The following is a 17,487-nucleotide window of genomic DNA, read 5'->3' on the forward strand; positions in this document are numbered from 1 at the left end:
TATTCATGCTGCTCATCCCCTCCGTGCGGATCAGCTCCTCGTAATAATCACGCCCGGCGAAGCTTGCGAAAATCCGGCTCTGAACGCCGGCAATGAGCCGATCCGTCTCTGTCCCGAGCTCATCCTCCAGTTCTATTCCAAATGGAATCAGCTGGACGAAATTACCGAGCGCCTTGTAATTCCGGGGGTCTCTGCCCAGGTAGGGGTAGGCCAGATATACGGTGCCGCTGTGCTAGAAAATGGGCCAGACTGAGCGAGAAGGCGGTCAGTGCCACCGCGAAATCCGAATGGCGTTTGGCCGGGCTGCCGTCCAGGCTGAAGCGCTCGTTCAGGTAATGAATCTCACTGCTCTGTCGGCCCAGCAGTTTGCTCTTGAACGGGGCATACTTCCCGAAGCTGAGGGTCCGGCCCCCGCTGCCTTCTGCCTGCAGGCTTCCCTGCACAGCCTCCTCCGGCAGCGGCGGATACAGCTGCGAGACGGCCGGTTCTCCGGACAGATAAGCCTGGGTAAGCTCCTGCAGAAACAGATTCATGCTGAATCCGTCGAGAAGAACATGATGGGCATTGATGAACAGATAATCACCGGGCTCATCGAGCACCCTGCAGATCAGGAAACGTACCAGCGCACGGTCCTTGATCGTAATCAGCTGCTCACCGATGAGACGATCCTTGTCCAGATGCTCAAAGGTTCTAACCTCAATCGTCGGCGGTTCATTCCGGGTTCTTTTATGAATCTCCGAGTGTATCTCATATGAGGTACGGAATAGCTCGAAATCCTCCATATAGCGGGTCAGCAGATTATACATTCTGGGAATGTTGAGCCCTTCGGCGAACCTCACAAACAGCGGGATATTATAGGCCGTCGGACTAAGCAGACAGCTGCTTACGATCCTCTTCTCGGTACTGCTAACCATTGCTGACATTGTCCGCGATCTCTCCTATAGTTCTGCTGAACAGCGTATCGAGGTCCAGCTGATACCCTTTGCTTCCCAGCTGCCAGATGATCTCCATCGCCTTGATGGAATCCCCGCCCACATCCAGGAACGTCTGCTCTGCAGTTAATTCGCTGCTCAGCACACTGGTCATCACCTTCATAATTTCATTCCGGCTCTCATTGGCCTCACAATTGCCACTTATAATCTCCTGGATGTCCGTTTTGCCGTTCGTATTCATAGGAATAATATCCACCACCTTCACTGTAGGAACCATATATTCAGGCAGCCGGCTTCTCAGATGGCCCCTTAGCTGCTCCAGATCAACCTGATCCTTCACGTAGAGCGTCAGCCGTTTACCGTCATAATGCGCCAGGCAATCCTTTTGCAGGCCGAAGTCATAGGCACATTTCTCCACTTCCCCCAGCTCAATACGGTAGCCGGAGATTTTGACCTGCCTGTCCTTGCGTTCGACGTAGACAATCTCACCAGCATCATTAAGGTACACGGCATCTCCGGTACGGTAAAAGCGTCCTCTGTCCTGCTGAAGCAGGACTCTGCGGCTGGCCTCTTCATCTCCGAGATAGCCGCGCATCACTCCGGAATCCGCAATCAGAAGCTCCCCTTGCTGCCCTTGGGGCACCGGAAGGTTGTTGTCGCCTACAACCATGAATGTTCCCTGGTCAAAAATCCTGCCGATAGGCATATCTTGTTCAGCACCAGTGACTTTGTGGGAGGTGGCAAAAACGGTCGTCTCCGTAGGTCCGTATACATGCAGGACGGTGCAGTGCCGGGCCGCTTCCTGCAGATGATGCACCGAGCAGCGCTCACCGCCGGTGAGAACCAGCGACACCTTCCTGAACAGCTCCGGGGCCTCATCTACATACAGATTGAACAGCCGTGTAGTCAGAAACAGGGTGTCGATACCGCTGAACCTTTCAGGTACATTGTCGCAATCCAGGCTGTCATCTTTAGGGATCAGCTTCAGGGTCATACCGTTCAGCAGCCCGCCAAAAATCTCATACACCGAGGCATCGAACTCCAGCGGAGCCAGCTGGCCCATTACATTGCCGCTGTAGAAGCTGGGTTCATTCACAATTTTGGCGATGGAGTGATCTTCAATGGCTACCGCCTTCGGCTCTCCCGTTGAGCCTGAGGTGAAGATAATGTACAGCAGGCTGTCCGGCTTTCTTACCGCTTCCGGAAGCTCGCCTGTATCGCCGCCGTCTGCCCAGTCTACCTGATGCACACTAAGCTTGGCCTGAACCAGCGCCTTCATCTTCTCCTTGCGGTAGTCCGGGTAGGCTTCAGGGATGACACAATAGGCGGCTCCGGCCCGGATGGTGCCGATCATAAGTGCAATAGCTTCGATTCTGCTAACGCATTCGATAGCGACCACATCCCCTTCACCGACTCCCTGCCTGCGCAGACCGGCGGCAATTCCGCGGGTTAGCCCGTCCAGCTGCTGATAGGTAAGAGTGCGGGTATCGTCCAAAATCGCCCGTTTACTATGGTATATATTAAATGTTTTGTTAAATATTTCTGATAAATTCATATTGAGCCCCCTATTCTGCTAAATAATCAAGCCTGGTGCTGAATTCGCTGATGATTGCAGAAATCTGTTCCTCCGTATATTTAGCCTTGCTGTATTCTGCTTCAATCCCATTCTCCTGGCGGTAACAATACACCCGAATGTAGAGCTGGAACTTGCACATCCTGTCTGCCGGAATATACCGAAAATGCCTGAACATATCCTCTTCATAGGAGTACATTACCGGATATTCGGTCATTTCCGGCAGCTCATTGCTGCGGATCATGAGCGTCTGAAGATTATCCCGGTGAATCGTTCTGATCCTGTCCTCCGTTGTCACGGCTGCTTGCATCCGCTTCGGCATCAGCCGCACGTAACAGCCTGCCTCCGTGAAATTCCCCAGGCTCATGCGCCAGTTGCCAATGGTGCCATAGGTATCTCCACTGCAGCAGCAGCTCAGCACTTCCTCCAGCACCCCTTGGAACACGGCGTTTTTGGTTACATTCAGCTGCTTGGCCAGCCGCTGAACAGCCTCCTGCCGGTTATTATCCAGCGGAACCGTAAGCCTTCCGACACCTGAGACCGGCTTGTCCTGCAGCTCAGGCAGCTTCAGCAGTCTGCCCGTTGCTTCCGGTGCGCTGGAGTTATCCCTCTGCAGCTCGCAGATTCTGCGGTAGCTGGATAATGGAAGCGATGCTTGCGGCAGCACCTCCTGCCCTTCCAGCAGCCTGCCGGTAAAATCCTGTTCAAACCGGCGGATTCCCAGCCCGTCAATCACGATATGATGAAACTCTGCCCAGAGATACCGCTCATCCCGCCATTCCAGGAAGGCCAGACGCCATGGATAATCAGCGCTCAGATCAATACCTGCCAGCAGGCTCCGGATATACTGGTCAGGCGGTTCATTGATCCTGACGGATTCCACAATGAAATCTTCCGGCTGCAGCGGAGTATAACGCTGGTAAAATTTCCGCAGCTGCGGCTCATACGTATATTTCACCTGCAGTGTCTTGTGTGCCTCGAACGCTGCGTATAAAGCTTCCTTCACAGCTGCATAGCTGATTCCGGGTTCCAGCGGATACAGCAGCGGCAGACGGTAGATCGGCAGCTTGTTGCAGATGAACATTTTCCGCTGAATGGAGGTCAGCTCACTGCTCTCCTCCCAGGCTTCCTGGCGGTCTGCCAAGGGTGCATAATCAAGCATGCTCCGCTTCACCTGCCTTATGAGTCAGCTCTTGTACTGCGGCGTGCACATCACGGACAATCTGTGCTTCTTCCGCCGGATTATAAATCTGGTCATCGATATACAGGCTTAACCGGCATTCTGCGGCGGACAGCTCCAGGTTCATCAGAATCTGGAACTTGGACATCCCTGCGAACTCCAGCGTCCGGTCAAATAATGTACCTTCGCTGCTGCCTGCAACCAGCGTCTGAAACACGATTGAGGGGAATTCCAGCGTAAATCCGGCGCCGTTCAGATCGTAAATCGATGCCGCCTGATACCGGTGTGCCGTAGCCAGGCTCTCCCGGAGGACTTCCTCGTCTGCCATGTTGAAGAAGATGGGCAGCACTCTAGCGAAGGAATGGATGACTTTCGACGCGCCCGGTATCACCCTGCCGTGGTATACCGCACCTACATAACCTTGTGTATGATTGAAAGCCAGCGCCAAACGGTTTGTTATGTATGTAAGCAATCTGGGTTCCGTCTCGGAATAGGGGGCCTTTTCCACTTGAAAAGCAAACTCATGAACATGATAGCTTCCCTTGGTCAGCATCGGCTTGCCCTGGCTTGGATAGGCGTTGTAACGGAGGAGCGGCTGCCAGCCCTGTACGGCATCGCCGATTGCCGCTTCATAGCTTCCGGCAATTTGCGCGTACTGGACATAATCTACAGGCCGACCATTGAAGCTGTCCTCGATCTGGCGAAGCAGCACGGCGAGCCCTACCTGATCGATCAGCATGTGATGCATATTAAGATACAGGTAGGTCTCTTGCGTGGAGAGCACTGTGACCAGCCGGATGTCCCACAGCCTTGCACCGCCCTGCAGGCGGAATCCGCTGCTGATACCGTTCAGCTGTTCCGGATCAGCCACAGTGAGATGCCCGATTTCAACATGCCGGTCCGCTTTAACCTTTCCCGACACCTCGCCGTCAGCATAGGAATATTCGGTGAAGAATACATCGTTGCATGAAATGACATGCTCGATTACTGCCTGGAGGGCAATTAATTCTGCTGTACCCTGCTCTGAAATCCGGTACGCATATTTCACATCATACATATTCGAATCTGTAAACCGGAAGCTATCGATGAACAGCACCTTCATAAAGTTCGGACATACGTATTCATCCGGTTCCTGTCCGCCCATGTGCAGCGGAACCGCAGTGCCTGCCTTGCTGAGAATCAGCTGCTTCAGCTCCCGGAGCGTTCCCGAAGCATAAATATCCTGATAGCTGAGCTGTACCCCAAGATGCTCATAAATATCCGTGATCATCCTGGCAATATCCATGGAAGAGATGGAGGAGTTGAACAGGTTCTCATCCTCATCCACATCGGGGAACCAGTGGCTGCTCCTTCTTGGCTCAGCACTCCACTCGGCTGCCGCAGCAGTCTCCATCATAACCTGCGGCGTGATCTGCGCCTTACCGGCTGGCTGGGACAGATCCAGCTGATCCAGCTCCAGCAGCATCTCTTCCAGACCTTCACACAGGTGCTGCATGAGGGGCTGTTCATAACACACCTCATAATCCAGCTGCGTCTCGTATTCATTGAACTGCAGGTGGTTATTGTACTTGTGGAGATATTCGCCCAGCGCAAGCCCGGAGAACACCGCTGACTTCCGGTCCAGATCCGGCATCTTTGTATATGATAGTACGTAATCATACCCGCGATACCCGAGCAGCTCCATGTATTCCTCGTAGGACAGTACGGCCGATCCGCTGATCGCATGAAACAATTCCTTGAAAATGCTCTGCGCATTGCCGGCGTAACTTAAGCTTTCGTCGATTTGCAAGAGCACCGGAGCAATGTCCGTAAAGTTCCCGATAACACCGGCCTGCTGCCGGTGATCCCGGCGGGACACCACCACGCCGACCAGGTTCATCCGCTGCGGCGACAGCAGGGCCAGAGCCAGCAGAATCACGCCGAACCGGGTTACTTTCAGTTTGCCGGATAATGCGGCAGCTGCCTTAAATGCTTCAGCAGAGAGCCGGTCCCGGCCATACACCGGTTCGGCATACGGGCGGGAATCCTTATCCGTGCGGAGGAACTGCCTGATCTTGTCCGTGTATCCGTCAGCTATAGGTAGCGGCTTCCCCTGGCCTGCGGGCTCCCGGAAATAACTTCCCTCCTGAAACACCGGAGAATCCTTGGTCAGCAGCTCCTGTTCCAGACAATCCAGGAACAGATAGAGGGAATCCCCGTCCATAATCAGATGATGCATCAGAAATTCAATGCAGCGCTCATCCTCTCTCAGGTAAAAGGCGGCTAACCGCTGCCCTTCAAAGATGGAGATTCTTTGGCCGCGGAGCGAAGTCCCGCTTCTGTAATCCTTGAAGCCGCGGTCCACAGCAAAGAGGTACTGCCCTTCCTGTCTGATGATCCTGCCGCTAAAGGCCTCGGCTGCATTCATCACCCGCTGTACGGCCTGCTCCAGTTCCGCCCGGCTCCATCGTGAGTCATAATGAACCGAGAAATAAATTCCGTAATCCTTGTTGTGCTTCTCTGCATAGAGAATTTTCTGCTGCAGGGGTGTAAGCTCATAGTACCGTGTGCCGTTTTCTGGCTCCACTATCATAATGGTCCCCTCCTCCTTTCACGGAAGCTGCTCTAAATATCCTGAGTCTTCACCCGGGTCAGCAGCAGGAAGATCACTGCCGCACAGCCCAGCAGGCTGATGAAATGGGTGGTTACGGCGCCGCTGTTTCCCGGGAACCCGCTGAACAATTCTGTATTCAGCTCCGTGATCCACCGGGTAGGCAGAATTCTGGCGAAGCGCTGCATCCCTTCGGGCATAATCGAGCTTGGCCAGAGTGTTCCTCCGAGCATCGCCAGCGGCAGGGAGACTACCGTTACCAGCAGGCGGCCGGTGGATTGCTTGGTGGTACGGCTGACCAGCAGCAGGCCAATCCCTGCAGCGATGACATTCAGCAGGCCGTAAGCCAGAACCAGCAGCAGCAGGTGGGAGGCGGACAGCTCCAGGTCAATTCCGAAAGCTCCGCTCATCAGCGCAATCATCAGCAGGAACTGGACGATACCAATCGCCGCGAATACTAAGGCAGTTTGGAGATAGTAGCTGAGCTTATTTTTAGCCGTCAGCAGGACCCGTTCTGTGGTCGAATGCACCTTGTCGCCAAGGAACAGCAGCGTATTGGTCATTGTCAGGAACAGCATGATGAAGACAATCATGTTGAACGTACTGGTCAGGACCACTGCGTGCGGATTGCCCAGAATACTCGGCTCCACCTTGACCCTAGCCGGGGAATCCACCATCAGCTTCATATTCTGCTTGAAAGCTTCTGCATCCGGAGCATTTTTGGCCAGCGTCTGCAGGGAAGAGAAGACACTGTTCAGCTTCACTTCGAGTGATTTTGAATTGAAATTGGTTTCTTTGGCATAGCTCTCAATCTTCATTCCATCCGGACTGGCATACAATTCCCCGGCCGTCTGGGAGAAGACAATTCCGAGATTGGCACTGCTCTTAATGGCACTGTCTGCATCCTTCGCATGAATCAGGGTTACATCCTGCTTTTCCAGCATGGCAGAGACATAAGAGTCAACCGCGGGATCCGGTGCATACAAGGCTAAGGTAACTTTGGTGGCATCGTTATATTGCGTGACTACCATAAAGGTAAAGAGGACCGGCAGCAACACCATGAAAATAAGCGTCAGCCTTCTTTTCACGATCCGTTTCAAATAGAGTTCAAAGATTCTCATCTTATCTGACTCCTTTCCGTGTCAATGAGAAGACGGAGATGATCACAAAGCCTAAGGACAATGCCAGCGCATTATAGACAGGCATCAGATGAATTACACCCTGCTGGATATAATCGAACAAAGGCTGCTGAAACACCTCGTTGATGCTGAGCTTGCTGAGTGAGCCGAAATCAAGTTTGATAAAGCCGCCGCCGATAAATGTCATGACCGGAATGAGCAGCGAGACAATACCGTCCAGCGCCTTCATGCGGCGGCCAAGCACTCCGAGAAACAAACCCAGCGCATTGAAGAAAACCGCGCCTACAATGATGATAAACAGAACAACCAGATTGCTTGCGCCGTAGGATACATTGAAGAACAGCTTGGCACAGAAGACGATGATCAGCCCCTGAATAATGGAGATCGAGCAGCCGGTCAGCCATTGGCTGACTACCAGCGACATCTTGGAGAGCGGAGAAATGAGATAGCGGTCGCCAAGTGCCTCATTGTACTCCTCCTGAATGAAATTCATCGTGTTGGCCAGGCCGTAAAAGAGAATCAGCACCAGCATCGTCACTCCGTAGTAGCTCAGCCCGGACATATTGCCGGCAGCACTCTGCTTCTCGGACGTATTTCCTGCAGTCAGCAGATTGCTGTAAGCATGCTGATACACGATAGGCTGGTTATTCCGTCCAGACACATCCATGGCCTGATAGCCGTCCCCGAAGGCGGAGAGCGTTAATGCCGTGATGTCCACCTTATCAATGTTCTGGTCCTTGCCGTAAATCGTAACAGCGCTCTCCTGCTTGGCATTAACCCCTTCCGTTAAACCGGCCGGCAGATAAATATATTGGTCATATTCATCAGCCTCCAGAGACATCCGGGCCTCCTCCGCGTTCATAGCGACAGTTACCTTGTACAGCTCCTGGTTCTCCTTGCCTGTCAGAAAGGACACAATATCCTTACCGAGCTGTCCCTTGTCCTCATTGACCACAACCGTGCGGGTCTGTGTGATGTTGATGGCTCCCGCTGTCTTCTCCGGCTCAGACTGAAACATGGTGGATAAGGCATTGCCGAGGATTACAATCAGCAGCAGCGGCAATAGAATATAGTTGACGAATACGACCGGACTTTTTATTTTCCGTTTCATGCTTGTCAGATAAATGGTCCACATGGCTAATCCCTCAAATTCTTCTTGGTTAATTTAAAGAAAACCTGTTCCAGATTCGGCGAGATGTATTGAAAGCTTTTGAGCTCATCTCCGAATCTTTCCTTGATTTCACTAAGGATGCTGACGTTGTTCTTAGGAACTGCCAGCTCGATCTTGTTCTCGTCTGTGGAGATAATCGTGTAGTCTGCCAGCCGCTCGGTATAAGCCGTTCCCTTTTGCTGAAGTTCCAGCTTCAGTATCGCCTGATCAGTGTATGCCTCCAGAACATCGCTCAGCTTGCCTTCACAGAGGAGCGTACCTTTATCGATAATGCCGACATGGGAGCAGATCTTCTCTACCTCCTCCATGTAATGCGAGATGTAGACGATGGTTGTACCCAGCTGGTTCAGCTCAAGAATGGCATCCAGAATCCGGTTGCGCGACTGGGGATCAACGCCTACGGTCGGCTCATCCAGAATGATGACATCCGGATTATGCACAATGCCGCATGCGATGTTCAGCCGCCGCTTCATCCCGCCCGAGAATTTCTTGGGCTTCTGCTTGCGCTCGTCCCACAGCCCGACGAATTCGAGTGCGTAGCGGACCTGATTCTTCAGCCGCTCTCCCTTCAGATTGTAGAGCTTGCCGAAGAATTCCACATTCTCATACGCCGACAGATCGTAGATCAGAGCCAGATCCTGCGGCACATATCCCACCCGGCTTTTCGTGCTCTGGTTCGGGTACTCGTTAAACCACTGCAATTTACCCTTCTGCGGGTTCTCCAGCCCCAGCATCACCTTGGTCAAGGTTGATTTCCCTGCTCCGTTAGGGCCCAGCAGTCCATAAATTTGTTTGTCTGTGATTGAGATCGTTAACCCGTCCAGAACAGGTTCCTTTTTGTTGTAGCTGAAATCTATAGCCTCGCCTGAAAAAATTGTCCGCATTGCTGTTGTACCTCCTACAAATGTTGTGAGCTTCTGCTCCTTTGAAATCCTCCGAACGAATTCACTTTGGAATTCATTGCGATCCTCTTTCCTACAATCACAGTGTAGCATCGGTGCAAAAGGATATACTTTTATGTCATAACAGGCGGATTTTAGATAATAACTGCAGGATTTTGCGCACAAAAAAAACGGCCATGCCGCCTTACAAGGCGCATAACCGTTTAGTGCATACCCTATTCAGATTGCATAACCTGCTCTGCTGAATCCCTGGCATAATCGCTGAAGGTCGAGAGCACACTGTTGTACTCCTCGATATCCTGCACGCGTATGCCTTCGTGAAGCTGCTTCCAGATTTCTTCGGGGAGTGAGGATTTCATCGACCCCATATCCATTTGAAAAAAGGTTTTCAGCACTTCTTCTCCGGCCGGAGGCCCTTTGAACAAAGTCAGATTCCCTTGCTCATCCACCCCGATGTGGGCATCCTTTTTAGTCAGCGGTGATAAGTCATTCACCCGCCGCTCCAGCCACAGATCGCCTTCCTTGCTGATCCACCCGTTCCAGCCCGGATGCTCCTCAATCAATGCCTTCAGCTGGGCGGGACTCTTCACACCGGGCAGCGTCTGCACTTCCTCACCTGCTACATAAGTAGTCTGCAGATGCACTGTTCTGCTGATGCCTCCACGGCTCACCGCTTCCAGCAGCTGTACGCGGTCCATTGCGGTACTACTGTCTATCCTGTTATTCCCGGTATGATAAACGGCTGCCAGAGCCGCTACACTGTCCCCCTGATTCCCGTTCTGCAGCGGATCATACAATTCACTCCATTCATTCGCTGCTGCGGGGATACTCCATTCGGAAGTACTTAGCAATCCGCTGATCTCTTCCGGAACCTGCATGCCGCGCCAGGCCAGCACCGTTAATGCGATACAAGCCGCTCCAACCCAAGGGGCTTTTTTCCACCGTCTCCATCGCCGCCACAGTTGTTTTTTCAAGCGAAAAGCGTTCACTGTAATCCCTTCATTCTGGTTTTTTCCTATTGTGACCTGTGAAGGGGGCAATTATGCGCTCTGGTGGAAATAATATGTTCCCGCCCTGACACTACTCTGCAAGCAGCGGGTTCTCAATTGCGCCCATGAACAGCCAGACTCCGGTTTGTATGTCTTCAATAATATAGATAAACGGCCGGTTAACGGTCATCTCAAAAGGCGCTTCAACTGGAGGGGCAGCTCCCGCGTCCATTCCAATAAGCGTTGAAGCGGCCGCTTCCGTTCCGGACTCATTCACTTCGATGTATGTTTTATGAATGATATTGCTGATGAAGATGGGAGTCCCCGTATCCGCAAGCGCTGAAAAATCCCCTTTGTCAGGGTCAAAAGCAAGCTTCACTCCCAGAGCCTGCACAGCTTCCTTCAAGTCTGTACCATAGCTTGCTGTGAACCTGGGCAATGTAAGCGATCCCTGCCTGCCCGAAAATTGATCATCAGAAGGTAACCCTTCTTTTTCCAGATGATCAATAACCTCATTTAGAGAAGAATCCTTGGCAGGCAGAATTACAATCATATGCATCTGGCCCTCTCCGTACGGAAGACGCACGGCCTGCCAGTCCTTATCTTCAGCATACAGAAAGTGTCCAAACTGCTTCGTCAGAGGAACCTCTACTGCCGGACTCGCGGCGGGATAGAATTCACCCGGATGGGTATTTCCCTCCGGAAATACCTTCTTCCATCCACCCTTGAAATAAAGCGCGTTAACAAGCACGGCAACACTTTGCGCTCCCGGGGGCTGCTCCAGCATCTTGCCGATCTTCCCGGCAGTGTGCTCAGAGACCCATTCGTTAATCTCATTCACCGATTTCTCTCCGGCCAAATCTACAGTCCGGATCTGAGCATCATAGTAGTCTTCACTTACTTTCTTATATCCTTTGCGAAGCGGTATACCTTGATTAGCCCACACGGAATTAGCCAGCTCAAGCTGAATGCCGGGTCCGGCATCGTTCAGCAGCGGCAGCAGAGCCCCCTCACCGGTATTAAGCTTATCCAGTTCATCAGGCGCATAGCCCAGCAGCTTGCCCAGCTCCTCTGCCGTTTCTCCCTTGCTGCCGTTGTAGGCCAGTGCCAATGCGGCAGAAATGCTGTAAGGCGAAATTGTCAGATTCCCGCCTCCGCCGCTCTGCTCTCTTAATTGGCCGAACAGCTTAAGCCCAAGCTCATTGCTCTGCTGGGCAAGCCTGGAGTCCAGCTTCTTAGCCGCAGCTGCTCTTTCGCTAAAGCTCATCGAGGAACCGGCGGAACTGCAGCTGGTTAGGAGCAGCGCAGACAGAAGTATTGCCAGTATCTTGTTCATGACCCTTCACCCCTTCACAATTCGTGGCTGAATGTATGTACCCAACATCCACATACCATCACTGACGCAAGAAATTGGAAAAAGTTTCAAGCCGTCAGCTTACGTGTTAGAATCACCGGAAGCAGAATATGGCTTGAATTTATGGTATAATTTAACATAAAAGAATGGAGGTGACATTCCGGATGTTCAAACGGTCTAGTGATATTGGAGTTCTAACAAAGTAATAAAGGAGATGGTTATCGAATAGCATTTGTTCCGCAGGAGTAACGGGTCGGTATCTTCGAACTGTGCATCATCTAACGGAACTATTTCTGTCAAAAGAAAATAAGTATACTAGACTGTCAAGGGCATTAACGGACAGATTAGCATTGTGCTAATTGATATTGTGCAGGGGAGCGTATGTTTGCTATTATTTTACAGATGAACAATTTTGATTGGAGGACGTTAAATGGAAATCGCCTTAGAGCTTATGGAAAGTATGTTAGTTAAGTTCAGGTCAGAGAAGAAATGGACACTCCAAGCGATTGAACAGTTGTCTGAAGAGGATATTACTTCCTCCCCGACACCGGATAGTAACAGCATCGCAAACTTAGTCGCTCATATAAGAGGTGCAGTGCACTCACGAATTGAAACCATTCTTCTGAATGTCCCTGACACAAGAGACAGAGACAAGGAATTTGAGAAAGGGCTAATGATGTCTAAAGACGAAGCGATAACAAAGACCAGAGTCTCTTTTGATATTCTAATAGATTATCTTGAGCAGCTTAGGTCCACTCCTGAGTTACTAATGTCCCAACCCTTTCTTAATCTCCCCCCCCTTACATACAGCCAGGTGAACAACGAGACGACGGCTTTGAATCTTATCGTGGCAATGTTTAGAGAGATCCATTTTCATACAGGTCAAATTATCTATGCTGCAAAAATAAGAAAAGGGCCGCTTACCTGGAACTATGATTAACAAAACATAAGATGGATTCCGCAAACGAACGGGGAACGTTATTTCAATAAACCAACAGTAGTCTAGAACTTTATTTTTCAGATTAAGGCAGCTGTTGGTTTTTATATTGGAGACCTCAAAACGAACCCTTTTGGAATTCACTAGTGAGCAGTATGCGTCAACGGCTCAGTGTCGTGGATATTTCATTTAATCAATAGTTTTTTTAAGCTCAAAAATAGTTGCCTCTGCTAACAAGATAAGCCTATCGTTATTCACAACAAAAAAAACTTAAAGGTATTCCAAGGTTTGTAGAAGGGTCTCTTATATTTATTGCTTTTACTACATCATTTATATTTAAGTCTGGGATATCTATTTTGTATAATCTATAAAAAGAGTCTCTGAGTTATAGTATGTCGCTGTAATCTAATTTGATGAAAAAAAGTCTTTTTTGATTATGATTTCATCTCCATGAATTTGCAAATCCTAAAAGCTTCTCAACTTTCCAAGTTACATAGAAATATTTTTCAGTTTCACTATTCAAATTTATACTTTCTGAATCACAATATTCGGATGTGTTTTTGGGAATAATAGACTCATCCGTTTCAGGTTTAGGCTCACTAGAAGTATTTGGATTTGGTGTCGTTCCAACATTTCCACAAGCCGATGCTAGCATCAACATTATCATAATACAAACCAATACTATTTTTTCCATATTTCATACTCCCGCTATAAAGTTGCTAAATAAAGTCTCCTATCCCCACAGTTCCGCCCATACTCTTTACATTTTCATCATCCGTGTATCAGCTTTGTGACTACAGCACTTACAGCCGCTGCCGCTTTTATCATAGCGTCACTATGCCTTTTGAGAAATACCGGAAGTAAAAAAACTGCAAAGCTTATCTTTCTAAGCTATCATTTGCTATACTCTATATTAGTGGTTAAAAAGTTAAAAACTAAAACAAAGGGGATTTCCTATATGATTATTCAGCCTAAAACACGCGGCTTTATCTGCACCACCGCCCATCCCGAAGGCTGCGCCAAGCAGGTTCAGCAGCAGATTGACTATGTAAAAGCACACAAGAAGCTGAGCGGGCCTGTAAATGTTCTCGTGGTCGGCGCTTCTACCGGGTACGGACTCGCATCGCGGATTACAGCCGCTTTTGGTGCCGGTGCGAATACCATTGGCGTATTCTTCGACAAGCCTGCTGAGGGTGCACGGACGGCCTCCGCCGGCTGGTATAATTCCGCCGCTCTGGAACAAGCCGCTGCCGAGCAGGGGCTGAAATCCTTCAGCATCGTCGGCGATGCCTTCTCTGACAGCATCAAGACCAAGACGATTGAACTGATCAAAAAAGAATTCGGCACGGTTGATCTGGTCGTTTACAGCGTAGCTTCCCCGCGCCGCACGCATCCGGTTACAGGCGAAACCTTCTCCTCCGTCATCAAGCCTGTCGGCAGCGCGTATACGAACAAAACGATGAACTTCCACTCCGGCGAAGTGTCTACCGTAACCATTGAACCGGCTACAGAGGATGAGGTCCGCCAGACGATTGCCGTCATGGGCGGAGAAGACTGGGGCATGTGGATTGACCAGCTTCAGGAAGCGGGAACGCTTGCGGATGGAGCAACTACAGTAGCCTATTCCTATATCGGACCGGAAGTAACCCACCCTATTTACAAAGACGGAACCATCGGCCAAGCCAAAAATGATCTGGAAAAAACGGCCATCGCACTGAATGAGAAGCTGAATGCCACGGGCGGACGGGCTTTTGTATCGGTGAATAAAGCACTCGTCACCCAATCCAGCTCCGCGATTCCGGTAGTACCGCTTTATATCTCTGCCCTGTACCGGGTCATGAAGGAGAAGGAGCTGCACGAAAACTGCATCCAGCAAATGTACCGCCTGTTCTCAGAGCATCTGTATAACGGCGGAGTGGCGGCAGCAGATGGAAGCCACCTGATCCGGATCGATGACTGGGAAATGCGCGAGGATGTACAGGCCGAGGTAATGAAACGCTGGAGCACTATTGAAACCGCCAATGTACCTGAGCTGGCCGACCTTGCCGGCTATCAGGATGATTTCTTCAACCTGTTCGGCTTCCGCACAGAAGGTGTAGATTACGAAGCTGACAGTGAGCCTGCAGTGGATATTCCGAATTTGGTTTAGCACGGGTTTATTACAGGTTTAATATACATCGTGAACAGCAAAGAAGCCGCTCCCGTCAGGGGGCGGCTTCTTTGCTGCTGATTCATACGGATCCAAACTCAGGCTTCTCCGGTATAATCCGCAATTTAACTAATAATAAGCACAACAAATCAATATAACACCAGGATTATAATGAGCATAATAACAATAAAGCGATATTATGGAGGTTAGGATGAACTGGAAAACAGCGATTGAACACACGCTCGTAACCACCCGTCTCAACATCAAACGCTTTGGAGGCTCTTTTCCTATTGTAAGCCAGGGGGACGGCAAATATTTTTTGACGGACCATACCAGCTGGACAGAAGGATTCTGGTCCGGAATTTTGTGGCTTAGCTATGAATATAGCAAAGACCCGGAGATTCACGAAGCAGCTATCAGGACAGTTGAATCTTTCAAGAAACGCCTGGAAGCGGAGCAGTCACTCGATCATCATGACATCGGCTTTCTCTACTCGCTGTCTGCCAAAGCCCGCTGGATTGCCGAGAAGGATGAAGACTCCCGTCAGCTGGCGCTGCAAGCAGCCGATATGCTAATGAAGCGCTGGCGCCCTGTTCCGCAGCTGTTTCAGGCCTGGGGGCCGGAAGGCGATGTGAACGACGGGGGCCGGATTATTATTGACTGCCTGATGAATCTGCCGCTGCTCTATTGGGCAACGGAACAGACCGGCGACCGCAGGTATGCCGACTGTGCCAGCATCCAGGCCGAGAAAAGCCGCCGGTTCCTGGTGAGGGGAGATGATTCCTCCTACCATACTTTTTATTTTGATCAGCTGACAGGTAATGCCCTTCGCGGAGAGACCGGACAAGGCTTTCAGGACGGCTCCACCTGGACGCGGGGGCAGGCCTGGGGGGTTTACGGCTTTGCCTTGGGTTACCGTTATCTTAAAGAGCTGCGTTTTCTGGAAACCTCCAAAAGACTCGCCCGCTATTTTCTGGAGCAGCTTTCCGGTGATGATGTTGCATACTGGGATTTCGATGTTCCGCAGGAGCCTTCCACTCCCCGCGACAGTTCGGCTTCCGCCATCTTTGTGTGCGGCATCCTTGAGCTGCTGGAGCACTTGCCGGAGGGTGATCCGGACCGGGATGTGTTTGCCGCAGCGGCGGGGAAGTCTATGGATTCCCTGCTGGACGGCTATTTTACCGCAGGCAGTTTGTCGGAGGAAGGTTTTCTGCGGCACGGCTCCTATTCTGTCAGAGGAAACTCTTCGCCTGATGATTTCATGATCTGGGGGGACTATTTCTTTCTGGAAGCGCTGCTGCGTCTGCAGCAAGGCGTTCCGGGATACTGGTATGAACGCTAAACGGATGTACATCAGGCACCCCCTTGTCTTCCCGGTGGCCGATAGGAGAGGCATGATCTATACTGTAAATAATAACGGATCATAAGGGAGCTTTTTATGGACAGGAACGATCATTCATCCCAAAGGCTTGAACCTGGTTTACTTCTATTCAATTATAAATACGAAAATGAGGAAGCCCACTGGTTTCACGCGCACAGGGGGATTGAGCTGCTGTATATTTACAATGGCCGCGGCGAGATTATGGCAGAGAATCAGACCTACCCTATCCGGGATCATACGCTGGTCTGGTTCCAGCCCTATCAGCTGCACCGTGTAATGGTTCCTCCGGCACAAGGCCGTTCTTATATCCGTACCAATCTGACCTTTGATCCCCTTTTTCTGGAGCATTATCTTTCCGCTTTTCCTTTCCTGGAGAAATTTTTCCGCAGGATGTGGAAGGGCAGCCTCCAGAAGCCGGTTTTCTATGAGATGCAGAACACCCTGATTCCGGATTTGCTGGAGGAAATAGACCATTCTATAAATAACTCTGCTGCAGACAAAGAAGAAACGATCGGGTTCCTGATGCTTCAGCTCATCCGCCAGCTTCAACAACAAATGTCCGGTGTCATGGGCGAAGTCGACCCCTTGCATTCACGCGGAGGATCACATGTAGAGCAGATCACCGAGTGGCTGGATGAACATTACAAAGAACCTTTCAGCCTCGAAGCATTGGCTGCTAGTATGCATCTGTCACCGTATCATATTTCGCATGTATTCAAGCAGTTCGCCGGCATCACGCTGTCCGAATATTTGATGCAGCGGCGTGTAAGTGAAGCTTGTATCCTGCTTGCCAATACCGCTAAATCCGTTCAGGAGATCGCGATGGAGGTGGGCAGTTTTTCCCCTTCCTATTTCAGTCAAATGTTCAAAAAAAACAAAGGAATTTCGCCGGAGAAATACAGAAAGAGCATCCGCTGAAGCCAATCTGATGCTAATAACGCAAAAACGCCCTTATATAAAATGGATGTGAGGAGCAGCCATTTTACGGAATCAACGGGACTTTTACCGTTGATTCTCTCGTTCTGCCCGCCGGCAGCGGAATCAACGGGACTTTTACCGTTGATTCTCTCGTTCTGCCCGCCGGCAGCGGAATCAACGGGACTTTTACCGTTGATTCTCTCGTTCTGCCCGCCGGCAGCGGGAATCAACGGGACATTTACCGTTGATTCTCTCGTTCAGCCCGCCGGCAG

At 50.7% G+C, this 17,487-nt stretch carries 14 protein-coding genes; 4 read left to right on the top strand and 10 right to left on the bottom strand.

The genetic code is table 11. The features are described from left to right. Positions 1-161: 161 nt before the first annotated feature. The 9 genes from AQR02_RS19535 to AQR02_RS19575 form a co-directional block, all read right to left on the bottom strand. Positions 162-923 carry a condensation domain-containing protein gene (locus tag AQR02_RS19535; RefSeq protein ID WP_054941902.1) on the bottom strand — a complete coding sequence of 254 codons (762 nt, stop codon included), beginning with the start codon at positions 921-923 and terminating at the stop codon, positions 162-164. Next, a complete protein-coding gene (locus AQR02_RS19540; RefSeq protein ID WP_054941903.1) occupies positions 907-2,487 on the bottom strand; it encodes a non-ribosomal peptide synthetase in 1,581 nt (526 codons plus the stop codon). The genes AQR02_RS19535 and AQR02_RS19540 overlap by 17 nt, the downstream gene beginning before the upstream one ends. 10 nt (positions 2,488-2,497) lie before the next feature. Further along, positions 2,498-3,667 carry a condensation domain-containing protein gene (locus AQR02_RS19545; protein ID WP_054941904.1) on the bottom strand — a complete coding sequence of 390 codons (1,170 nt, stop codon included), beginning with the start codon at positions 3,665-3,667 and terminating at the stop codon, positions 2,498-2,500. Continuing rightward, positions 3,660-6,257, bottom strand: a complete 2,598-nt coding sequence (locus AQR02_RS19550; RefSeq protein ID WP_054941905.1) for a condensation domain-containing protein — start codon at positions 6,255-6,257, stop codon at positions 3,660-3,662. Before AQR02_RS19550 ends, AQR02_RS19545 begins: the two co-directional genes overlap by 8 nt. Positions 6,258-6,289: 32 nt before the next feature. Further along, on the bottom strand, positions 6,290-7,396 hold the full coding sequence (locus AQR02_RS19555; RefSeq protein ID WP_054941906.1) for an ABC transporter permease: 1,107 nt from the start codon (positions 7,394-7,396) through the stop codon (positions 6,290-6,292). A 1-nt stretch (position 7,397) separates the two neighbouring features. Continuing rightward, positions 7,398-8,549: an ABC transporter permease gene (locus AQR02_RS19560; protein WP_054941907.1), complete on the bottom strand. Its 1,152-nt coding sequence runs from the start codon at positions 8,547-8,549 to the stop codon at positions 7,398-7,400. A 2-nt stretch (positions 8,550-8,551) separates the two neighbouring features. Continuing rightward, positions 8,552-9,469 carry an ABC transporter ATP-binding protein gene (locus AQR02_RS19565; protein ID WP_054941908.1) on the bottom strand — a complete coding sequence of 306 codons (918 nt, stop codon included), beginning with the start codon at positions 9,467-9,469 and terminating at the stop codon, positions 8,552-8,554. Positions 9,470-9,702: 233 nt separating this feature from the next. After that, positions 9,703-10,461 carry a BofC C-terminal domain-containing protein gene (locus tag AQR02_RS19570; protein ID WP_159067799.1) on the bottom strand — a complete coding sequence of 253 codons (759 nt, stop codon included), beginning with the start codon at positions 10,459-10,461 and terminating at the stop codon, positions 9,703-9,705. A 106-nt stretch (positions 10,462-10,567) separates the two neighbouring features. Continuing rightward, positions 10,568-11,812, bottom strand: coding sequence for a serpin family protein (locus AQR02_RS19575; RefSeq protein WP_054941910.1), 1,245 nt, complete (start codon positions 11,810-11,812; stop codon positions 10,568-10,570). Positions 11,813-12,260: 448 nt separating this feature from the next. On the opposite strand from AQR02_RS19575, the gene AQR02_RS19580 reads away from it, so the two are divergent. Beyond that, entirely contained in the window at positions 12,261-12,770 is a 510-nt protein-coding gene (locus AQR02_RS19580) for a DUF1572 family protein (RefSeq protein WP_054941911.1), read from the top strand. Between the two features lie 439 nt (positions 12,771-13,209). On the opposite strand, the gene AQR02_RS34630 is transcribed toward AQR02_RS19580, so the two are convergent. Then, a complete protein-coding gene (locus AQR02_RS34630) occupies positions 13,210-13,461 on the bottom strand; it encodes a hypothetical protein (protein WP_245237558.1) in 252 nt (83 codons plus the stop codon). A gap of 264 nt (positions 13,462-13,725) precedes the next feature. Between AQR02_RS34630 and fabV the strand changes: the two genes are divergently transcribed. From fabV to AQR02_RS19595, 3 genes are all read left to right on the top strand, one after another. After that, positions 13,726-14,916: an enoyl-ACP reductase FabV gene (gene fabV, locus AQR02_RS19585; RefSeq protein ID WP_054941912.1), complete on the top strand. Its 1,191-nt coding sequence runs from the start codon at positions 13,726-13,728 to the stop codon at positions 14,914-14,916. A 211-nt stretch (positions 14,917-15,127) separates the two neighbouring features. After that, positions 15,128-16,258, top strand: a complete 1,131-nt coding sequence (locus AQR02_RS19590; protein WP_054941913.1) for a glycoside hydrolase family 88 protein — start codon at positions 15,128-15,130, stop codon at positions 16,256-16,258. A gap of 96 nt (positions 16,259-16,354) precedes the next feature. Continuing rightward, positions 16,355-17,215 carry an AraC family transcriptional regulator gene (locus AQR02_RS19595; protein WP_054941914.1) on the top strand — a complete coding sequence of 287 codons (861 nt, stop codon included), beginning with the start codon at positions 16,355-16,357 and terminating at the stop codon, positions 17,213-17,215. Positions 17,216-17,487 lie beyond the last annotated feature (272 nt).

Origin of the sequence: Paenibacillus ihuae (assembly GCF_001368795.1) — a bacterium.
Taxonomy (GTDB): domain Bacteria; phylum Bacillota; class Bacilli; order Paenibacillales; family Paenibacillaceae; genus Paenibacillus_AQ; species Paenibacillus_AQ ihuae.

What these genes read in the sequence shown, in the direction of transcription:
- AQR02_RS34630 (WP_245237558.1), bottom strand. Translation starts at nt 13,461, where the DNA reads ATGGAAAAAATAGTATTGGTTTGTATTATGATAATGTTGATGCTAGCA.
- AQR02_RS19575 (WP_054941910.1), bottom strand. Translation starts at nt 11,812, where the DNA reads ATGAACAAGATACTGGCAATACTTCTGTCTGCGCTGCTCCTAACCAGC.
- AQR02_RS19535 (WP_054941902.1), bottom strand. Translation starts at nt 923, where the DNA reads ATGTCAGCAATGGTTAGCAGTACCGAGAAGAGGATCGTAAGCAGCTGT.
- AQR02_RS19550 (WP_054941905.1), bottom strand. Translation starts at nt 6,257, where the DNA reads ATGATAGTGGAGCCAGAAAACGGCACACGGTACTATGAGCTTACACCC.
- AQR02_RS19595 (WP_054941914.1), top strand. Translation starts at nt 16,355, where the DNA reads ATGGACAGGAACGATCATTCATCCCAAAGGCTTGAACCTGGTTTACTT.
- AQR02_RS19545 (WP_054941904.1), bottom strand. Translation starts at nt 3,667, where the DNA reads ATGCTTGATTATGCACCCTTGGCAGACCGCCAGGAAGCCTGGGAGGAG.
- AQR02_RS19565 (WP_054941908.1), bottom strand. Translation starts at nt 9,469, where the DNA reads ATGCGGACAATTTTTTCAGGCGAGGCTATAGATTTCAGCTACAACAAA.
- AQR02_RS19555 (WP_054941906.1), bottom strand. Translation starts at nt 7,396, where the DNA reads ATGAGAATCTTTGAACTCTATTTGAAACGGATCGTGAAAAGAAGGCTG.
- AQR02_RS19560 (WP_054941907.1), bottom strand. Translation starts at nt 8,549, where the DNA reads ATGTGGACCATTTATCTGACAAGCATGAAACGGAAAATAAAAAGTCCG.
- AQR02_RS19540 (WP_054941903.1), bottom strand. Translation starts at nt 2,487, where the DNA reads ATGAATTTATCAGAAATATTTAACAAAACATTTAATATATACCATAGT.
- AQR02_RS19580 (WP_054941911.1), top strand. Translation starts at nt 12,261, where the DNA reads ATGGAAATCGCCTTAGAGCTTATGGAAAGTATGTTAGTTAAGTTCAGG.
- fabV (WP_054941912.1), top strand. Translation starts at nt 13,726, where the DNA reads ATGATTATTCAGCCTAAAACACGCGGCTTTATCTGCACCACCGCCCAT.
- AQR02_RS19590 (WP_054941913.1), top strand. Translation starts at nt 15,128, where the DNA reads ATGAACTGGAAAACAGCGATTGAACACACGCTCGTAACCACCCGTCTC.